We start from the raw sequence: 18,004 nt of genomic DNA, 5'->3' as shown, positions 1-18,004 counted from the left end.
ATGGACATCAAGGCACTGGAATCCACACCTTTTAATACCGACAACTGGAACAACTGGGAAAAAACCGCGGCAGGTATCGACTTGGAGATACTTGAAGACGCCTTCCCCGAAGCGCAATACATCGTGGGCCCGAGGCAGGGGGTACATCAACATCCAAGCGGAACCCTGCTGCACAAAACGGTCAGCGGCTTCCAGGTAGGCTCGACCTATCGCTTCACAGTAGCGGCAAGGCGCCATGAACAAGCTACTGGCAGTACCAGCATCCAATTGGGTATCGACGGGGTACTGGCAGAAGCGCCAACACCTATCAGTAGCTCGACGTTTGAACATGTACATCGCTATTTTGTTGCTAAACAAGCAAAACATGTACTCAGCATCGGTACGCCATCATCTGTTGGTGCGAGGACTAACGCGTTCTATGTGGATAACACCGAAGTTGTTTTATCCAACACCATTATCGAAACGTTCAACTTGCTGCCGGAAAGCGCGGAAATTTCAGCTGGCGGCTCAATCAACACACCCTACATGCGCATTGAGCTACCCTCTGGGCAACCAGGTCAAGTGCAAATGCATGCTGTCGGTTTTGTGGAAGGCATGTGTGACGGAAATAGCATCTGCCTCTGCCACGGCAACTACAACAGTGGGCAAGCCCAGACAGTGAGATTTGTGTTGAAGCAGAACTGCCAGAGTCTCAAGTTCGCCTTGACCAGCATGCCCGCATACTCTAGGGCCCGGGTCTATGATCAGAACTATCAGTTGATCAATGATCGCGTAGTACCCTACCCGGGTCATCATTGGCTGACATTCAACGGTTTGTCAGGACGACCGATTCGCTACCTGGAGGTGACCAGCACCCGGCGCTGCGACCTGGACAACGTCACCATGATCAATTCCTGAAAGCACAGGGAGGCCGGCGAGCGGCCTCCCTTCTCAGGCCAGCTTTTCGAACTTCAAGTCCCACACCCCATGCCCAAGCCGCTCGCCGCGGCGTTCGAACTTGGTGATCGGGCGTTCTGCCGGACGCTCTACGCACTTGCCGTCTTCGGCCAGGTTGCGATAACCCGGGGCGACGTTCATCACTTCCAGCATGTATTCGGCATAGGGCTCCCAGTCGGTGGCCATATGGAACACGCCGCCTACCTTGAGCTTGCTGCGCACCAGCTGCGCGAATTCCGGCTGGACGATGCGGCGCTTGTGATGACGGCTCTTGTGCCAAGGGTCGGGGAAGAACAGCATCAGCCGGTCGAGGCTATTGTCAGCCACGCACTTGTTCAGCACTTCGATAGCATCGCAGTCATACACCCGCAGGTTCTTCAGGCCCTGAGTCAGCACGCCATTGAGCAGCGCACCGACACCCGGACGGTGCACTTCGACACCGATGAAGTCCTGCTCCGGCGCGGCAGCAGCCATTTCCAGCAGGGAGTGGCCCATGCCGAAGCCGATCTCCAGGGTACGCGGCGCCGAGCGGCCGAAAACCTGGTCGTAGTCCACCGGGCTTTCGGCCAGGGGCAGGATGAACAGCGGTCCACCCTGGTCCAGGCCGCGCTGCTGGCCTTCGGTCATGCGCCCGGCGCGCATCACGAAACTCTTGATGCGGCGGTGTTGGCGCTCTTCGCCTTCGGTGGTGATCGGCGTTTCTTGCGATTCAGTCATCAGGGGCTCTTACTTGATCAGACCATCCAGCGGCGACGAGGCGCTGGCATAGAGTTTTTTCGGCATACGCCCGGCAAGGTAAGCCAGGCGGCCAGCGACAATGGCGTGTTTCATGGCTTCGGCCATCATGATCGGCTGCTGTGCGTGCGCGATCGCCGAGTTCATCAGCACCGCCTCACAGCCCATTTCCATGGCGATGGTGGCGTCGGACGCAGTACCGACACCGGCATCGACCAGCACCGGGACTTTCGATTCTTCGAGGATGATCTGCAGGTTGTACGGGTTGCAGATCCCCAGGCCCGTACCGATCAGGCCGGCCAGTGGCATCACCGCGATGCAGCCGGCTTCGGCCAGCTGGCGGGCGATGATCGGGTCGTCGCTGGTGTAGACCATCACGTCGAAACCGTCCTTGACCAGCACTTCGGCGGCCTTGAGGGTCTCGATCACGTTGGGGAACAGGGTCTTCTGGTCGGCCAGTACTTCGAGCTTGACCAGGTTGTGGCCATCGAGCAGTTCTCGGGCCAGGCGGCAGGTGCGCACAGCTTCGACCGCGTCATAGCAGCCGGCAGTGTTCGGCAGGATGGTATAGCGATCAGGCGGCAGCACGTCGAGCAGGTTCGGTTCGCCCGGGTTCTGGCCGATGTTGGTGCGGCGCACGGCAACCGTGACGATCTCGGCGCCGGAGGCCTCGATGGCCAGGCGGGTTTCTTCCAGGCCACGGTACTTGCCGGTGCCGACCAGCAGGCGCGACTGGAAGGTACGACCGGCCAGGGTGAAGGGCTTGTCGCTACGAACGTTGCTCATCGGTAATCCTCTTGAAGGTTGAGGGACTTGCAGGTGAAGCGCGAAGGCCTAGCCGCCGCCAATGGCGTGCACCACTTCAACCTGGTCGCCTTCGCTCAATGCGGTGGCTTCGTGCTGGCTGCGCGGCACGATGTCCAGGTTGAGTTCGACCGCCACCCGGCGACCCGCCAGGTCAAGCCGGTTGAGCAGGGCCGCGACGCTTTCGCCATCGGGCAATTCGAAAGGTTCACCGTTCAGTTGAATGCGCATGCGCACGGCCGCCATTATTTTTAGGGGCCCGCATTCTAGCCCTGATCAGGGCGCAAACCCAAGGCCGGGCCGCGCCATTCGTCTCGATCCGGACTCGCGGGTCAGCTCAGGCGCCAGGCTGCAAGGCCCAGGCACAGCCATCCGCCGAGAAACGCCAGGCCGCCAAAGGGAGTGATGATACCGAGCTTGCCGATGCCGCTCAGGGTCAGCACATACAGGCTACCGGAAAACAGCAGGATCCCCAGGGTGAACAGACCACCGGCCCACCCGACCAGACGCCCGGGCAGGTGCACCGACAGCACTGCTACCGCGAGCAGGGCCAGGGCGTGTACCAGCTGGTAGGTGACGCCGGTATGAAAGATCGCCAGGTATTCGCTGCTCAGCCGGCCCTTGAGGCCATGGGCAGCAAAGGCGCCCAGGGCCACGCCGGTAAAGCCGAAAAACGCCGAAAGCAGCAGAAAACTACGCAGCATTGGGAAGACTCCTAGTCAGCACAGGGTCTGTATAATGGCCCGCTCCATCGCTTCGGCCAAGCCATCGCCTATGCTGTCCTCCATTTTCCGTCGCCTCACCCGTGCCCTGCTGTGGTTTGCCGCAGGCAGCGCCCTGCTGGTGCTGGTGTTTCGCTGGGTGCCGCCGCCAGGTACCGCGCTGATGGTCGAGCGCAAGGTCGAGTCCTGGTTCAACGGCCAGCCGATCGACCTACAACGGGACTGGGAGCCGTGGGAGCAGATCTCCGATGAGCTCAAGCTGGCGGTGATCGCCGGCGAAGACCAGAAGTTCGCCTACCACTGGGGCTTTGACTTCAATGCCATCCAGGCGGCGCTGGCCCATAACGAACGCGGTGGCAGTATCCGCGGCGCCAGCACCCTCAGCCAGCAAGTGGCCAAGAACCAGTTCCTCTGGGCTGGCCGTAGCTGGCTGCGCAAGGGCCTGGAAGCCTGGTTCACCGCGTTGATCGAGCTGCTGTGGTCGAAAGAGCGGATTCTTGAGGTCTATCTCAACAGCGCTGAATGGGGTGAAGGCGTGTTTGGCGCGCAGGCCGCAGCGCGGCACCACTTTGGCGTCGATGCCCGTCAACTATCGCGCCAACAGGCCAGCCTGCTGGCCGCAGTGCTGCCCAGCCCGCTGAACTGGAGCGCCAGCCGGCCCAGCACTTATGTGGCGCGACGCGCAGGCTGGATTCGCCAGCAGATGCGCCAGCTCGGTGGCAACAGCTACCTGGCCCAGCTGGACAGCCCGCGCCGGGCGCCCTGGAGCCAATAAAAAACCCGGCAAAGCGCACACTTTGCCGGGTTTTTTATTGGCTGATTACTGGGTAACCGCCTTAGAACGCGCCCATATAGTCACGTTTGCCCACTTCGACACCGTTGTGACGCAGGATTGCGTAAGTGGTGGTGACGTGGAAGAAGAACTGTGGCAGGCCGTAGGTCAGCAAATAAGCCTGGCCACTGAAGCGCTTCTCTTTCGGCGTGCCGGGACGGGTCACGATTTCGATGCCTTCCTTGCCGTCGATCTGCGCCGGCGCAACGCCGTCCAGGAAAGCCAGGACCTTGCTGATCAGCGCTTGCAGTTCAGCAAAGGTGGTTTCGCTGTCATCGTATTTCGGCAACTCGACCTCAGCCAGGCGCGCCGAAACGCCCTTGGCGAAATCAACAGCGATCTGCACCTGGCGAACCAGTGGAAACATATCCGGATACAGGCGAGCCTGGAGGAAGACGCTCGGATCAATGTTTTTCGCCGTGGCGTGAGCTTCGGCCTTGTTCAGTACATCACTCAGGGCGTTGAGCATCTGCTTGAAGACAGGAACAGAAGCGGCATACAAGGAAATGGTCATAACAGCCTCGACAGGGGTGGCGGAGAATCATGAAAAAGCCCCGACACGTCGGGGCTTTTTGGTTATTGCCGTTTTGCGAATCAGACCGCGATCAAGGCTTTGACCTTGTTCATCGCGTTCTTTTCCAGCTGGCGTATCCGCTCGGCGGATACGCTGTATTTCTCGGCCAGGTCATGCAGGGTGGCCTTTTCCTCGGCCAGCCAGCGCTGATAGAGAATATCGCGGCTGCGGTCATCCAGGCCTTGCAGGGCTTCGTGCAGGTTGCTGGTGGAGTTGTCACTCCAGTCGGCATCCTCCAGTTGACGCGCAGGGTCGTAACGGTGGTCTTCCAGGTAGTTGGCCGGCGACTGGAATGCACTGTCGTCGTCGGCTTCACTGGCCGGGTCGAAGGCCATGTCCTGACCGGTCAGGCGGCTCTCCATTTCACGCACTTCACGCGGTTCGACACCCAGGCTTTCGGCGACACGATGAACTTCATCGTTGTTCAGCCAGGCCAGGCGTTTTTTCTGGCTGCGCAGGTTGAAGAACAGCTTGCGCTGGGCCTTGGTGGTCGCCACTTTGACGATCCGCCAGTTGCGCAGGATGAACTCGTGAATCTCGGCCTTGATCCAGTGCACCGCAAAGGACACCAGGCGCACGCCCATTTCCGGGTTGAAGCGCTTGACCGCTTTCATCAGGCCAACGTTGCCTTCCTGAATCAGGTCGGCCTGGGCCAGCCCGTAGCCCGAATAGCTGCGAGCGATGTGTACAACAAAACGCAGGTGGGCGAGCACCATCTGCCGAGCCGCCCCAAGATCCTGCTCATAGTAGAGACTCTCGGCCAGTTCACGCTCCTGCTCGGGCGTCAGCAATGGAATGCTGTTGACCGTGTGCACATAGGCTTCCAGGTTTGCGCCGGGAACCAGGGCATAGGCAGGTTGCAACGAAGTGGTCATACGAAAAAACCTCCGACTCACTAAACTCGTGCCAAAGGCACTGCCAACATTGACCGGGAACCGCGAAACAAGTTCCCTAAAAATGAAAAGAGTCAATACCAGCAAAAAGACACTATCGCGGTGCAAGCTCGCTCAAGTGGCGGGCGACCGCAATCCAAGCACCGATATACCCTAACAACACCGCCCCAAGCAAGAGGGACAGACCATCGGCTGACGGAACCCCGGCCAAGGCAAAATCACTGCCGTACAGCCCGGAGAGCCCGATAACCGCGTCGTTCAGCCAGTTCAGGCCAAACGCCAGCACGCCCCAGGCCAATACCCCGGCACCCAGGCCATACAAGGCGCCCATGTACAGGAAAGGCCGGCGCACATAGCTGTCGGTGCCGCCGACCAGCTTGATCACCTCGATCTCGGTGCGGCGGTTCTCGATGTGCAGGCGAATTGTGTTACCAATTACCAAAAGCAGCGCCGAGACCAGCAAGACGGTCAGGCCGAAGACAAAGCGGTCGCCCAGTTTAAGGATCGCCGCCAGACGCTCGACCCACACCAGGTCCAGCTGCGCGGCTTCGACCTTGGGCAGCTCGGCCAGGCGCTGACGCAGGGCTTCCAGCGCCGGCTTGTCGACCTCTGCGGGAGTCACCACCACGACCCCAGGCAACGGGTTCTCCGGCAGTTCGCGCAGGGCTTCGCCCAGGCCGGACTGCTGCTGGAACTCGTTGAGGGCTTGTTCGCGGCTGACGTATTCGGCCTCGGCAACCCCTGGCAAACCTTTGATCTGCTCGCGCAAGGCTTCGCCGTCGTGGCTGCTGGCATCGAGCTTCAAGTACAGCGAGATCTGCGCCGCGCGCTGCCACGATCCACCCAGGCGCTCGACGTTGCTCAGCAGCAACGACAGGCCCATGGGCAGGCTCAGGGCCACGGCCATCACCAGGCAGGTAAAGAAGCTGCCGATCGGCTGCTTGCCCAGGCGCCGCAGGCTGTCGAGCAGGCTTGAGCGGTGGCTTTCCAGCCAGGCGTGCAGCAGGGTACGGAAATCCGGGCCGTCATCGTCGTGGCCGCCGCCGGTTTTTTTCTTTTCCGGCGCAGGGTCAGCGGCTTTTGGCGCTACCCGCTCGGAAACCTTGGGACTGCGTGTTGCACTCATTGCCCGGCCTCCCCATCGCCGATCAAGCGGCCACGCTGCAGGGTCAGCATGCGATGGCGCATGCGCGCGATCAGCGCCAGGTCGTGACTGGCGATCAGTACGCTGGTGCCCAGGCGGTTGATATCTTCGAAAACACCCATGATCTCCGCGGCCAGGCGCGGGTCGAGGTTACCGGTGGGTTCGTCCGCCAGCAGCAAGGCCGGGCGGTGAACGATGGCGCGGGCAATGCCAACGCGCTGCTGCTGGCCGGTAGACAGGTCACCCGGGTACAGCTCGGCCTTGTCCGACAAGGCCACGCGCTCGAGCGCCGAGTCGACCCGCTTGGCCACTTCGGCCTTGGACAGGCCGAGGATCTGCAGCGGCAGGGCGACGTTGTTGAATACGGTACGGTCGAACAACAACTGGTGGTTCTGGAACACCACACCGATCTGCCGGCGCAGGAACGGGATTTGCGCGTTGCTGATCTGCCCCAGGTCCTGCCCGGCCAGCAGCAGCTTGCCGCTGGTAGGGCGTTCCATGGCCAGCAGCAGGCGCAGCAGAGTGCTTTTGCCGGCACCGGAATGGCCGGTCACGAACAGGAATTCGCCCCGACGCACCCGAAAACTCAACTCATGCAGGCCAACGTGACCATTGGGGTAGCGCTTGGCGACCTGTTCGAATCGAATCATGGATGCTCCCGCTCGGCAAACAGTGCTTTCACGAAGGGTTCGGCTTCGAAGGTGCGCAGATCGTCAATCCCTTCGCCCACGCCAATATAGCGGATCGGCAGGCCGAACTGCTTGGCCAGGGCAAAGATCACCCCACCCTTGGCGGTACCGTCGAGCTTGGTCAGGGCCAGGCCGGTCAGTTCAACGCTCTGGTTGAAGTGCTTGGCCTGGTTGATGGCGTTCTGGCCGGTACCGGCGTCGAGCACCAGCAGCACCTCGTGCGGCGCGTCGGCATCGAGCTTGCCAATGACCCGGCGAACCTTCTTCAGCTCTTCCATCAGGTTGTCTTTGGTGTGCAGGCGGCCGGCGGTGTCGGCGATCAGCACATCGATGTTACGGGCCTTGGCGGCTTGCACGGCATCGAAGATAACCGAAGCCGAATCGGCACCGGTGTGCTGGGCGATGACCGGGATCTGGTTACGCTCGCCCCAGACCTGCAACTGCTCGACCGCTGCGGCGCGGAAGGTGTCACCTGCGGCGAGCATGACCTTCTTGCCTTCAAGCTGCAGCTTCTTCGCCAGCTTGCCGATGGTGGTGGTCTTGCCGGCGCCATTGACGCCGACCACGAGGATCACGAACGGCTTGCTCTGGGCTTGAATGTGCAGCGGTTGCTCGACCGGCTTGAGCAGGTCGGCCAGCTCGTCTTGCAGCGACTTGTACAGCGCGTCGCTGTCGGCCAACTGCTTGCGCGCGACCTTCTGGGTCAGGCTCTGGACGATCACCGAGGTGGCTTCGACGCCAACATCGGCGGTCAGCAGGCGGGTTTCGATTTCATCAAGCAGGTCGTCATCGATGGCCTTCTTGCCGAGGAACAGGCTGGCCATGCCTTCGCCAATGCTGGCGCTGGTCTTCGACAGGCCCTGCTTGAGGCGGGCGAAGAAGCCGCCCTTGCTCTCTTCGCTGCGCACAGGTGCGGCTGGCTCGGCCGGGGCTGGCTCGGCAACCGGAACTGGCGCTGCAACAGCAGCGGCTACAGGCTCGGGTTCGGGCTCGGGCACTACCACTGGTTCCGGCGCTACAACCGGTTCAGGTGCAACCACCACCGGCTCAGGCGCGATGAACACTGGCTCAACCACTGGCGCGGGAGCAGGCTCCTGACGCGGCGGAATCGGCGGCGGTGTGTGTGGCTCAAGGTCGGCGACCAGGGCAACCGGCTCTTCCGGCACGGGCAGCACCAGGCCGACGGGCGCTGCGGGCTGGACCTCGACCGGCGCCGCAACGGGCGCAACGGCAGCGGGCTCTGGAACAGCAACCGGTGCAGGCGCAGCAACAGGTGCTGCAGCCACCTCGACCGGGGCAACGGCAGCCGGCGTTTCGACCGGCAACGCAGCCGGTTGCTCCGCTTCAGCCGGAATGGGGTTTTGCGGCTGTTCGGCTACGGGTTGCTGCGGTTTTTTGCGCAACCAGCCGAACAGGCCTTTCTTTTCACCAGCCGCGGCCGGCGTCTTTTTGTCGTCGTTGGAACCAAACATGGAAGACGGCTATCTCAGGGTAGCGATGCGCCACTGCGGCGCTTCTTAAATTCTTTTAACGCAGAACAGTCTACTTTTAATCCGGCTCGTTCTTGCGCAGCATTTTGTCATCAAGCCTTCGGGCTGGTTCCATGACAGGCATGGTCCTCAGGCAACCGGATCAGTATCCTAGCACCTCCAAGCCCGCCGACGCTAAGACCACGCGGGCAGTCCTACAGGTTAAACAACGTATGAACGCTCTAGCCCGCCGCGCCGCTGGCCTGTTGCTCAGCACAGTTTGTCTGCCGTTCGCGGCCTTCGCCGCCGATACGCAACCCACCCACGAATTCATTCTCGACAACGGCCTGAAAGTGGTCGTGCGCGAGGACCACCGGGCGCCGGTGGTGGTCTCGCAGATCTGGTACAAGGTCGGTTCGACCTACGAATCACCGGGCCAGACCGGCCTTTCCCATGCCCTGGAACACATGATGTTCAAAGGCAGCGAGAAGCTCGGCCCTGGCGAAGCCTCGCGCATCCTGCGCGACCTGGGCGCCGAAGAGAACGCCTTCACCAGCGACGACTACACCGCTTATTACCAGGTACTGGCCCGCGACCGCCTGCCGGTGGCCCTGGAGCTTGAAGCCGACCGCATGGCCAGCCTGCGCCTGCCGGCCGACGAGTTCAGCCGCGAGATCGAGGTCATCAAGGAAGAGCGCCGCCTGCGCACTGACGACCAGCCCAACGCCAAGGCCTTCGAGCTATTCAGCGCCATGGCTTTTCCCGCCAGCAGCTACCGCACCCCGACCATCGGCTGGATGGCAGACCTTGACCGCATGAAGGTCGAGGAACTGCGCCACTGGTACGAGTCCTGGTACGTGCCGAACAACGCCACCCTGGTGGTGGTTGGCGATGTCACCGTCGACGAGGTCAAGGGCCTGGCCCAGCGCTTCTTCGGCGCCATCCCGAAACGCGCGGTGCCACCGGCCAAGCTGCCACTCGAACTGGCCGAGCCAGGCCTGCGGGAAACCACCCTGCATGTGCAAACCCAGCTGCCGAGCCTGATCTACGGTTTCAACACCCCGGGCCTGGCCACCGCCAAGGACCCGCGCAGCGTGCACGCCCTGCGGCTGATCTCGGCATTGCTCGACGGCGGCTACAGCGCGCGCCTGCCAAGTCGCCTGGAGCGCGGCCAGGAGCTGGTCACCGGGGCTTCGTCGAGCTACAACCCGTTCACCCGCGGCGACAGCCTGTTCGTGATCTCGGCCATGCCGAACCTGCAAAAGCACAAGACCCTGGCCGACGTCGAAGCCGGTATCTGGAAGCTGCTCGACGAGCTGAAAACCACCCCGCCGTCGGCTGAAGAGCTTGAGCGCGTACGTGCCCAGGTCATCGCCGGGCTGGTCTACGACCGTGACTCGATCAGCAGCCAGGCCACCGCCATCGGCCAACTGGAAACCGTCGGCCTGTCGTGGAAACTGATCGACAGCGAGCTGGACGAGCTCAAAAGCGTGACCCCGGCCGACATCCAGAACGCCGCCCGTACTTATTTCACCCGTGAACGCCTGAGCGTTGCCCATGTACTGCCCGAGGAGAACGCTCATGAGTGAACGCAGCGCACCCCGCTACACCCTGATCGGCCTGGGCCTGTTGTTGCTGATTGGCCTGCTGGCGTTCTTCCTGGCCAAACCTGCGCAATCGGATAACGCCGCGCAGCCGGCTGCGGTCACCGAAGCCAAGGCGGCCAACACCCTGCAATCGCTGGCCGAGCTGAATGGCAAGGCGCCAAGCCGCCGGCAACTGAACATCCAGAGCTGGAACACCGCCGAAGGCGCCCGCGTGCTGTTCGTCGAAGCCCGCGAGCTGCCGATGTTCGACCTGCGCCTGACTTTCGCCGCCGGCAGCAGCCAGGACGGCGATGCCCCGGGCCTCGCGACCCTGACCAACGCCATGCTCAACGAAGGCGTGGCCGGCAAGGACGTTACCGCCATCGCCGAAGGCTTCGAGGGCCTGGGCGCCGACTTTGGCAACGGCGCCTACCGCGACATGGCCGTGGCCTCGCTGCGTAGCCTGAGCGCGGCCGACAAGCGTGAACCTGCGCTCAAGCTGTTCGCCGAAGTGGTCGGCAAGCCGACCTTCCCGCAGGACGCCCTGGCGCGCATCAAGAACCAGATGCAGGCCGGCTTCGAATACCAGAAGCAGAACCCCGGCAAGCTGGCCAGCATCGAGCTGTTCGAGCGCCTGTATGGCACCCACCCCTATGCCCACCCGAGTGACGGCACCGCCAAGAGCATTGCGCCGATCACCCTGGAGCAACTGCGTGCCTTCCACGCCAAGGCCTATGCCGCTGGCAATACGGTGATCGCCCTGGTCGGCGACCTGAGCCGCAGCGAAGCCGAAGCCATTGCCGCACAGGTGTCCTCGGCCCTGCCCAAAGGCCCGGCCCTGGCCAAAGTGGCCCAGCCAAGCGAACCCAAGGCCGGCGCAACCCACATTGACTTCCCGTCCAAGCAGACCCACCTGATGCTCGCGCAACTGGGCATTGATCGTAACGATCCGGACTACCCTGCGCTGTCGCTGGGCAACCAGATCCTCGGGGGTGGCACCTTCGGCACCCGCCTGATGAGCGAAGTGCGCGAGAAACGCGGCCTGACCTACGGCGTATACTCGGTGTTCAGCCCGATGCAGGTGCGTGGCCCGTTCATGATCAACCTGCAGACCCGTGCCGAGCTCAGCGAAGGCACCCTCAAGCTGGTCCAGGACATCCTCGCCGACTACCTCAAGAGCGGCCCGAGCCAGGCTGAGCTGGACGACGCCAAGCGGGAACTGGCCGGCAGCTTCCCGCTGTCCAATGCCAGCAACGCCAGCATCGTTGGCCAACTGGGCGCCATCGGCTTCTACAACCTGCCACTGACCTGGCTGGAAGACTACATGCAGCAGTCCCAGCAACTGACCACCGAACAGGTCAAGGCAGCGCTGAACAAACACCTGGCCGCTGACAAGATGGTTATCGTCACCGCCGGGCCAAGCGTGCCGCAAAAACCCTTGCCGCCGCCCACTGACAAACCCGCCGAGCAACCGCTTGGCGTACCGGAGCATTAATGGCCAGTCCATCCGCAAAACCGGCCAAGCCGCACCACGGCCAGGGCCAGCTGCGCATCATTGCCGGCGAATGGCGCAGCCGGCGCCTGGGCTTCCCTGACGCGCCGGGCCTGCGCCCAACCCCGGACCGGGTTCGCGAGACCCTGTTCAACTGGCTTGCCCCGCACATCGAAGGGGCCAAGGTGCTCGACGCCTACACCGGCAGCGGCGCCCTGTACCTCGAAGCGCTGTCCCGTGGCGCGGGCGATTCCGTGGCCCTGGACAGCAACCCGGCGGCCATTGCCAGCCTGCGGCAGAACCTCGAAACCCTGCGCTGCCCTCGCGGCCAGGTGATCCAGACCGACGCCCAGCGCTACCTGCAAGGCGAGCCGAAGCTGGCCTTCGACCTGGTGTTCCTCGATCCGCCGTTCAACCAGGGCCTGCTGCCGACCACCTGCGCCCTGCTTGAGGAGCGTCAGTGGCTGGCTGAAAACGCCTGGATCTACACCGAGAGCGAAACTCCGCCATCGACCTTGCAGTTGCCCGGCAACTGGCGCCTGCACCGCGAGAAAAAGGCCGGCCAGGTCTACTACGCACTCTGGCAGCGCGGCTGAGCAATCAGCACGACCCGGCCGCCGCCGGGTCGTGCCCGCTAAATATCTAACGCCTTTCACCTTTACGCTTGCCTGATCGTGCGCCTTGTTTTCAACCACAAGGATCACTGTCATGGATCGACGCACCTCCCTCAGGAGCAGCCTGCTCGGCCTGTTTCTGCTATCAGGCCAGGCCCTGGCCGAACCCTCCATTCGCCATGAGTTCACCCTCGACAACGGCCTGCACGTAGTCATCAGCGAAGACCGCCGGGCGCCCGTGGTCACCACACATATGCTGGTCAAGGTGGGTTCGAGCCATGAGTACCCCGGGCAGTCCGGCTTATCCCACGCCCTCGAACACCTGCTCTACCGAGGCAGCACCAAGACCGCCCCGGGTCAGCTCTCACAGATCATCGAACGCCTGGGCGGCGAGGACAACGCCTACACCCTCCGTGACTTCACCGTGCATCATCAGACGCTCCCCAGTGATCGGCTGGCTGTAGCGCTGGAGCTCAATGCCGATCTGCTCAAAGGCGCAGTGCTGAGCGAACACGAGTTCGTTCGCGAGATCGAAGCGGTCAAGGCTGAGCGGCGAGAGAATGTCGATAACGATCCATTGCTAAGGCTCTTTGAGCAACTGCAGGCCATTGCCTACCCGCAAAGCAGCTATCACACCCCGGTGATCGGCTGGATGAGCGATCTGCAGCGCATGCACAACGAAGAACTGCGCGCCTGGTATCGCACCTGGTACGCGCCCAACAATGCCACGCTGATCATCGTTGGCGATGTACAGCGTGATGCGGTGAAACGCGAGGTTGAAACGTATTTTGCCGGTTTCCCCCGCCAAGACCTGCCGTTCATTAAGAAGCCCCTTCAGACCGCTGCCCCCGGCCCCCGTCAGGTTACGGTCTACGAAGAGGTCAGTACGCCAATCCTGGTCATGGCCTTCAACGTGCCGACCTATGCCAGCGCAGCGTCGGCAACCGACGTACATGCCTTGCGCCTGCTTTCGGCCCTGCTGGGCAAAGGCTTGAGCGCCCGCCTCAGCACCCGGCTGGAGCGCCAGCAAACTCTGCTGACACGCCCTGAAGTCAGCTACGACCCGGTGGCCAGGGGCGATAACCTGTTCGAGATCCAGGCGTCAATCAATACCGTTCAGCCCAGGCCACTGGACGAACTGCAAGCGGCGATCTGGGCACAACTGCAGGCACTGAAAAAAACCCCTCCCGAACCTGACGAACTTGCCCGGGCGCGAACACTGCTGCTGGCAGAAAACACCTTCGCCCGCGACACCCTCGACTATCAGGCCGGCGACTTGGCTGCCCTGCTCGGCAGTGGCTTGCCTGCCGCTCAACTGGACAATGATGCCGACGACCTGGCGCGAATAACGCCTGAACAACTACAGCAGGCTGCCAACACCTACTTCACCCGCGAACGGCTTACGGTCGCCTACCTGCAGGCCAAGGAGGCCGATGATGAATAAGTTCAGGAGAAACCTTTTACCGATCGTCCTGTTGATAACATCTGTCACTGCATACGCCCAGAGCGCTGCGGCTGAGCTGCAATCCCTGAAATCCACCGCCCCCCTGACAAGCATCCCTCAATTGCCGATCGAATCGTGGCACACGCCTCAGGGCAGCCAGGTGTTGTTTGTGCAGAACAACCATTTGCCGATGTTTGACCTGCAGGTTGTATTCGCTGCCGGTAGCGCCCGCGATGATGGCGCAGCAGGCCTGGCACAACTCACCCTGGGCATGCTCGATGAGGGCGCAGGCCAGTACGATGCCCTGCAGATTGCCGAAGGCTTCGATGCGGTCGGCGCAAAGTTTCACAAGCAGGCCGGGCGAGACAGCCTGGCCGTAACCCTGCGCAGCCTCAGCAGCCAGGAGCACAGCAACAAAGCCGTCGACTTGCTGACAGATGTGCTCGGCAAACCGCAACTTGCCGATGACAAGCTGCAGGCGATCAAGGATCAGCTCGCCAGCCTGCTCATACAACGCCAGGAGTTGCAGAACTACAGGGCCACCGACCTGCTTTACCAGCATGCTTACGCCAATCACCCCTATGCAACGAACAGCATCGGCACCAGGCAGGCAATTGAATCGCTGACCATTGCCGATATCCGCGCATTTCACCAGCAAGCGTTCGCTGCGGGCAATGCACTGATCACCCTGGTCGGTGACCTTTCGCTTGAGCAGGCTCAAGCCATTGCGCTTCAAGTATCGTCAGCACTGCCCGACGGGCCGGCACTCTCACCTTTACCCGTGCCCGCTGCTTTCGAGCCGGAGATCTATCACCTTGAGCATTCGGGCAGCCAGGCGCTGTTGTTGTTTGCCATACCCGGCATCAGCGTGCACCATGCCGATGCACCGGCGCTGACCCTGGCCAATCTGATTCTGGGCGGCCCCGGCGCGACTTCGCGCCTGTTCGATGAACTGCGCAGCCAACGTGGTTTGACCTATGACGCCAGATCAAAGTTGATCCAGCACCCTGCCAGCGGCCTCTGGACCTTCACCACTTCGGTCGAGGCCAGGTACCGCGATGCCAGCATGGCGTTGCTCGAGCAATTACTTGCAGACTACGCCGCACAGGGGCCGACCGCGCAGGAGGTCGAAGACGCGAAGCACAAGCTGCGCGGCAGCTACCTGTTGGGTTCAGTGAGCAACCAGCAGATCAGCGATATCCTGACCCACACCGGGGTCAACCAGTTGCCGCTGGACAACCGCCAGGCGTTTCTCGACAAGCTCCAGGCGCTGACCCTGGATCAGCTGAAAGTCGCGTTGAAAAAACACCTGAAGCTCGACAAGCTGGTGCAAATCAGTGTCGGCCCGACGGTCGAACAAGACGCCTTGCCGAACATCGAGCCTGCAACCGGCTGATCGGTGCGGGCAACTGCCAGTAACCGGACATACACTTGTCTGAAACAGATCTGCGAGTACGCCACGATGTTTGCCTCAACCCCCAGCCCCTTCAAACCCGCCCTGGGGCTGGGCAATCCACATATGCAGACGCTCTGGGGGCCGCTGTGGCGCAAGTCAGCGGCCCTGAGCCGCCAGCGCGAACGTCTGTGGCTGGCTGATGGCGATTTCCTCGACCTCGACTGGCACGGCCCCCATGAAGCGACAACCCCGGTGGTGCTGGTGCTGCACGGGCTCACCGGCTCGTCCAGCTCGCCGTACGTCATCGGCATGCAGCAGGCCCTGGCCGACCGTGGCTGGGCCAGCGTGGCGCTGAACTGGCGCGGCTGCTCGGGCGAACCCAACCTGCTGCCACGCAGCTACCATTCCGGTGCCAGCGAAGACCTGGCCGAAGCCATTGATCACCTGCGCGCCCAGCGCCCGCAGGCACCGCTATACGCCGTAGGTTACTCGCTGGGCGGCAATGTGCTGCTCAAGCACCTGGGCGAAGCCGGCTCGGCCAGCCAGTTGCAGGCGGCGGTGGCGGTGTCGGTGCCGTTTCGCCTGGACCAGTGCGCCGACCGCATCGGCCTGGGTTTTTCCCGGGTGTACCAGGCGCATTTCATGCGCGCCATGCTCGCTTATGTGAAGGATAAGCAGCGCCACTTCCAGCATCACGGCCACCACGAAGGGCTGGCCGCGCTGGAGCGCCTGGGGCCGCTGGAAAACCTGCGCACCTTCTGGGATTTCGACGGCCGGGTGACCGCGCCGCTCAATGGCTTTAGCGATGCCAAGGACTACTACCGACGTGCTTCCAGCCGGTATTTTCTGGGCGAGAACCGCACGCCGACGCTGATCATCCATTCCAGCGATGATCCCTTCGTGTTCGCCCATAGCTTGCCAGCAGCCAATGAACTGGCGGCGCAGACCACCTTTGAGCTGCATGCGCGGGGCGGACATGTAGGGTTTGTCGATGGCAGCGTGCGCAATCCGGGGTATTACCTGGAGCGGCGGATTCCGCAGTGGCTGGCTGGAAACTGACCCGCGATGCTTTTCAGTCGCCAGTGGCCACCGCCCGCTTGGAGTCGGTAATCCACTCACTCCACGAGCCCGCATACAGCTTGCCCAGCGGATACCCCGCCAGCGCCAGGGCAAACAGGTTGTGGCAAGCCGTCACCCCCGATCCGCAGTAAGCGACCAGTTGCTCTGGCGAACGCTTGTCCAGCTTCTGGGCAAAGCGCTGCTTGAGCTGCTCGGCCGGCAGAAACCGCCCGTCGGCGCCGAGGTTGTCGGTAAAGGCTGCGCATTGTGCACCGGGAATATGCCCGGCCACCGGATCGATCGGCTCGACCTCGCCGCGAAAACGCGGCAGGCCACGGGCATCGATCAACGTAAGCTCCGGCTTGCCCAGGCGCTCGCCCAACTGCGCAGCATCCAGCACCAGGCTGGCGTCCGGCTCACCACTGAAGTTGCCTTCGCGCTTGACCGGCGGATCAAGGCTCAGCGGCAGCCCGGCCGCGTGCCAGGCCTTGAGGCCGCCATCGAGGATGAATACACCACTGCGCTTGCCCAGCCAGGCCAGCAGCCACCAGGCCCGCGCGGCGAAGGCACCTGGGCCGTCGTCGTAGAGGACGATTTCGCTGTCGTTGTCGATGCCCCAGTCCCGCAGGCGCTCGACCAGACGCTCCGGGTCCGGCAACGGGTGGCGGCCGGTCACGCCCTTGATGATCGGCCCGCTGAGGTCGCGCTCAAGGTCGGCAAAGTGCGCCCCGGCAATATGCCCCTCGGCATAGCTGCGCTGACCATAATCGATGTCTTCCAGGGCAAAACGGCAATCGAGAATCACCAGCGCCGGCGCCTCCAGGCGTTCGGCCAATTGCTGGGCGGTGATCAGTTGCGCGAGGGGCATGACAGTCTCCTGAACGATTGAACGGATAAGGCCCGGGCGTTATTGCTCCAGCGCCTGGTTAAGCGAAACGTAGAATTCCTGGCACAAGGCGTCGACGGCGGGGCGCGCCTTGGCGGTGACAAAGCCAAGCTCCAGCACCAATACCTGATAGACACCGCGCTTGAAGGCTTCTTCACTCAAGTGCGCGGAATTTTCGCGAGTGGTACAGAGAAAACGCACCCAGGACGTAAGGATGATCCAGGCATTGAGGGTCAGCGACTCGATCTGCACGCTGTCCATCTCGACGATGCCGGCCTCGACAAAGCCGCGGTAGATCGCCTGGCCCTGCAGCAGGCAGCGCTGGGAGAAGCGCCGGTAACGGGCGGCCAGTTCCTTGTCGCTGTCGAGCAGGTGTTCCAGGTCGCGGTGCAGAAAGCGGTAGTTCCACATCGCCGCCAGCAACGCCTTGAGGTAGAAGCGCTTGTCTTCGACTGTTGCAACACGCCCCTGGGGCGGGCGCAAAAAGCTTTCCACCAGCTCTTCATACTGGGTGAAGAGCACGGCGATGATTTCCTGCTTGTTGGCGAAGTGGTAGTACAGGTTGCCGGGCGAAATCTCCATGTGCGCGGCAATGTGGTTAGTGCTGACACTGCGCTCGCCCTGCTGGTTGAACAGCTCCAGGCTGTTCTGCACGATGCGCTCGCGGGTCTTGATACGCGGGGCCATGATCAATTCCAGGCGTTGAGCTTGAATGAATAGGTCCATCTT

The 18,004-nt window shown here is 62.4% G+C and carries 19 protein-coding genes; 8 read left to right on the top strand and 11 right to left on the bottom strand.

The annotated features are described in order from the left end of the window. Positions 1-897, top strand: a complete 897-nt coding sequence (locus LOY54_RS01285) for a hypothetical protein (protein ID WP_258608899.1) — start codon at positions 1-3, stop codon at positions 895-897. A 33-nt stretch (positions 898-930) separates the two neighbouring features. Here the strand turns inward: LOY54_RS01285 and trmB are convergent, their stop codons facing one another. From trmB to LOY54_RS01265, 4 genes are all read right to left on the bottom strand, one after another. Next, positions 931-1,653 (bottom strand): tRNA (guanosine(46)-N7)-methyltransferase TrmB, encoded by a 723-nt coding sequence (gene trmB / locus LOY54_RS01280; protein WP_195885458.1) that lies wholly within the window; start codon positions 1,651-1,653, stop codon positions 931-933. Between the two features lie 9 nt (positions 1,654-1,662). Then, positions 1,663-2,457, bottom strand: coding sequence for a thiazole synthase (locus LOY54_RS01275; RefSeq protein ID WP_258608897.1), 795 nt, complete (start codon positions 2,455-2,457; stop codon positions 1,663-1,665). 48 nt (positions 2,458-2,505) lie between these two features. Then, the gene (gene thiS / locus LOY54_RS01270; protein WP_038999655.1) at positions 2,506-2,706 is read right to left on the bottom strand and encodes a sulfur carrier protein ThiS; all 201 of its coding nucleotides are present in this window, start codon (positions 2,704-2,706) and stop codon (positions 2,506-2,508) included. A gap of 101 nt (positions 2,707-2,807) precedes the next feature. Further along, on the bottom strand, positions 2,808-3,179 hold the full coding sequence (locus tag LOY54_RS01265; protein WP_045193969.1) for a DUF423 domain-containing protein: 372 nt from the start codon (positions 3,177-3,179) through the stop codon (positions 2,808-2,810). Between the two features lie 34 nt (positions 3,180-3,213). Here LOY54_RS01265 and mtgA point away from each other — a divergent pair, with 34 nt between their 5' ends. Then, the gene (gene mtgA / locus LOY54_RS01260) at positions 3,214-3,972 is read left to right on the top strand and encodes a monofunctional biosynthetic peptidoglycan transglycosylase (protein WP_408980546.1); all 759 of its coding nucleotides are present in this window, start codon (positions 3,214-3,216) and stop codon (positions 3,970-3,972) included. A gap of 61 nt (positions 3,973-4,033) precedes the next feature. Here mtgA and LOY54_RS01255 read toward each other — a convergent pair whose 3' ends face one another. From LOY54_RS01255 to ftsY, 5 genes are all read right to left on the bottom strand, one after another. Beyond that, complete coding sequence (locus LOY54_RS01255) at positions 4,034-4,543, bottom strand: DUF1993 family protein (RefSeq protein WP_028943901.1); 510 nt, start codon at positions 4,541-4,543, stop codon at positions 4,034-4,036. 80 nt (positions 4,544-4,623) lie between these two features. Continuing rightward, positions 4,624-5,478, bottom strand: a complete 855-nt coding sequence (gene rpoH / locus LOY54_RS01250; RefSeq protein ID WP_010222193.1) for an RNA polymerase sigma factor RpoH — start codon at positions 5,476-5,478, stop codon at positions 4,624-4,626. Between the two features lie 112 nt (positions 5,479-5,590). Next, on the bottom strand, positions 5,591-6,622 hold the full coding sequence (gene ftsX / locus LOY54_RS01245; RefSeq protein ID WP_093377228.1) for a permease-like cell division protein FtsX: 1,032 nt from the start codon (positions 6,620-6,622) through the stop codon (positions 5,591-5,593). Next, entirely contained in the window at positions 6,619-7,290 is a 672-nt protein-coding gene (gene ftsE, locus LOY54_RS01240; protein ID WP_010222191.1) for a cell division ATP-binding protein FtsE, read from the bottom strand. Before ftsE ends, ftsX begins: the two co-directional genes overlap by 4 nt. Continuing rightward, positions 7,287-8,801: a signal recognition particle-docking protein FtsY gene (gene ftsY, locus LOY54_RS01235; protein WP_258608894.1), complete on the bottom strand. Its 1,515-nt coding sequence runs from the start codon at positions 8,799-8,801 to the stop codon at positions 7,287-7,289. The genes ftsE and ftsY overlap by 4 nt, the downstream gene beginning before the upstream one ends. A 230-nt stretch (positions 8,802-9,031) precedes the next feature. Between ftsY and LOY54_RS01230 the strand changes: the two genes are divergently transcribed. From LOY54_RS01230 to LOY54_RS01205, 6 genes are all read left to right on the top strand, one after another. Further along, positions 9,032-10,387 (top strand): pitrilysin family protein, encoded by a 1,356-nt coding sequence (locus LOY54_RS01230; RefSeq protein WP_045193974.1) that lies wholly within the window; start codon positions 9,032-9,034, stop codon positions 10,385-10,387. Beyond that, entirely contained in the window at positions 10,380-11,879 is a 1,500-nt protein-coding gene (locus LOY54_RS01225; protein WP_258608884.1) for a pitrilysin family protein, read from the top strand. Before LOY54_RS01230 ends, LOY54_RS01225 begins: the two co-directional genes overlap by 8 nt. Beyond that, positions 11,879-12,472: a 16S rRNA (guanine(966)-N(2))-methyltransferase RsmD gene (gene rsmD / locus LOY54_RS01220; protein ID WP_045193976.1), complete on the top strand. Its 594-nt coding sequence runs from the start codon at positions 11,879-11,881 to the stop codon at positions 12,470-12,472. Before LOY54_RS01225 ends, rsmD begins: the two co-directional genes overlap by 1 nt. Positions 12,473-12,584: 112 nt before the next feature. After that, on the top strand, positions 12,585-13,934 hold the full coding sequence (locus tag LOY54_RS01215) for a pitrilysin family protein (RefSeq protein WP_258608882.1): 1,350 nt from the start codon (positions 12,585-12,587) through the stop codon (positions 13,932-13,934). A gap of 121 nt (positions 13,935-14,055) precedes the next feature. After that, positions 14,056-15,330: a pitrilysin family protein gene (locus LOY54_RS01210; RefSeq protein ID WP_258608880.1), complete on the top strand. Its 1,275-nt coding sequence runs from the start codon at positions 14,056-14,058 to the stop codon at positions 15,328-15,330. A gap of 66 nt (positions 15,331-15,396) precedes the next feature. After that, positions 15,397-16,389: a hydrolase gene (locus tag LOY54_RS01205; protein ID WP_093377251.1), complete on the top strand. Its 993-nt coding sequence runs from the start codon at positions 15,397-15,399 to the stop codon at positions 16,387-16,389. 13 nt (positions 16,390-16,402) lie between these two features. Here the strand turns inward: LOY54_RS01205 and LOY54_RS01200 are convergent, their stop codons facing one another. Next, positions 16,403-17,257, bottom strand: coding sequence for a sulfurtransferase (locus LOY54_RS01200; RefSeq protein ID WP_258608878.1), 855 nt, complete (start codon positions 17,255-17,257; stop codon positions 16,403-16,405). A gap of 39 nt (positions 17,258-17,296) precedes the next feature. Continuing rightward, a complete protein-coding gene (locus LOY54_RS01195) occupies positions 17,297-17,962 on the bottom strand; it encodes a TetR/AcrR family transcriptional regulator (RefSeq protein WP_258608877.1) in 666 nt (221 codons plus the stop codon). Positions 17,963-18,004 lie beyond the last annotated feature (42 nt).

Source organism: Pseudomonas sp. B21-032, from assembly GCF_024748965.1.
Taxonomy (GTDB): domain Bacteria; phylum Pseudomonadota; class Gammaproteobacteria; order Pseudomonadales; family Pseudomonadaceae; genus Aquipseudomonas.
Note: the sequence above shows the minus strand (reverse complement) of the source record. Positions and strands in the feature narration are given on the sequence as shown.

What these genes read in the sequence shown, in the direction of transcription:
- LOY54_RS01285 (WP_258608899.1), top strand. Translation starts at nt 1, where the DNA reads ATGGACATCAAGGCACTGGAATCCACACCTTTTAATACCGACAACTGG.
- trmB (WP_195885458.1), bottom strand. Translation starts at nt 1,653, where the DNA reads ATGACTGAATCGCAAGAAACGCCGATCACCACCGAAGGCGAAGAGCGC.
- LOY54_RS01275 (WP_258608897.1), bottom strand. Translation starts at nt 2,457, where the DNA reads ATGAGCAACGTTCGTAGCGACAAGCCCTTCACCCTGGCCGGTCGTACC.
- thiS (WP_038999655.1), bottom strand. Translation starts at nt 2,706, where the DNA reads ATGCGCATTCAACTGAACGGTGAACCTTTCGAATTGCCCGATGGCGAA.
- LOY54_RS01265 (WP_045193969.1), bottom strand. Translation starts at nt 3,179, where the DNA reads ATGCTGCGTAGTTTTCTGCTGCTTTCGGCGTTTTTCGGCTTTACCGGC.
- mtgA (WP_408980546.1), top strand. Translation starts at nt 3,214, where the DNA reads ATGGCCCGCTCCATCGCTTCGGCCAAGCCATCGCCTATGCTGTCCTCC.
- LOY54_RS01255 (WP_028943901.1), bottom strand. Translation starts at nt 4,543, where the DNA reads ATGACCATTTCCTTGTATGCCGCTTCTGTTCCTGTCTTCAAGCAGATG.
- rpoH (WP_010222193.1), bottom strand. Translation starts at nt 5,478, where the DNA reads ATGACCACTTCGTTGCAACCTGCCTATGCCCTGGTTCCCGGCGCAAAC.
- ftsX (WP_093377228.1), bottom strand. Translation starts at nt 6,622, where the DNA reads ATGAGTGCAACACGCAGTCCCAAGGTTTCCGAGCGGGTAGCGCCAAAA.
- ftsE (WP_010222191.1), bottom strand. Translation starts at nt 7,290, where the DNA reads ATGATTCGATTCGAACAGGTCGCCAAGCGCTACCCCAATGGTCACGTT.
- ftsY (WP_258608894.1), bottom strand. Translation starts at nt 8,801, where the DNA reads ATGTTTGGTTCCAACGACGACAAAAAGACGCCGGCCGCGGCTGGTGAA.
- LOY54_RS01230 (WP_045193974.1), top strand. Translation starts at nt 9,032, where the DNA reads ATGAACGCTCTAGCCCGCCGCGCCGCTGGCCTGTTGCTCAGCACAGTT.
- LOY54_RS01225 (WP_258608884.1), top strand. Translation starts at nt 10,380, where the DNA reads ATGAGTGAACGCAGCGCACCCCGCTACACCCTGATCGGCCTGGGCCTG.
- rsmD (WP_045193976.1), top strand. Translation starts at nt 11,879, where the DNA reads ATGGCCAGTCCATCCGCAAAACCGGCCAAGCCGCACCACGGCCAGGGC.
- LOY54_RS01215 (WP_258608882.1), top strand. Translation starts at nt 12,585, where the DNA reads ATGGATCGACGCACCTCCCTCAGGAGCAGCCTGCTCGGCCTGTTTCTG.
- LOY54_RS01205 (WP_093377251.1), top strand. Translation starts at nt 15,397, where the DNA reads ATGTTTGCCTCAACCCCCAGCCCCTTCAAACCCGCCCTGGGGCTGGGC.
- LOY54_RS01200 (WP_258608878.1), bottom strand. Translation starts at nt 17,257, where the DNA reads ATGCCCCTCGCGCAACTGATCACCGCCCAGCAATTGGCCGAACGCCTG.
- LOY54_RS01195 (WP_258608877.1), bottom strand. Translation starts at nt 17,962, where the DNA reads ATGGCCCCGCGTATCAAGACCCGCGAGCGCATCGTGCAGAACAGCCTG.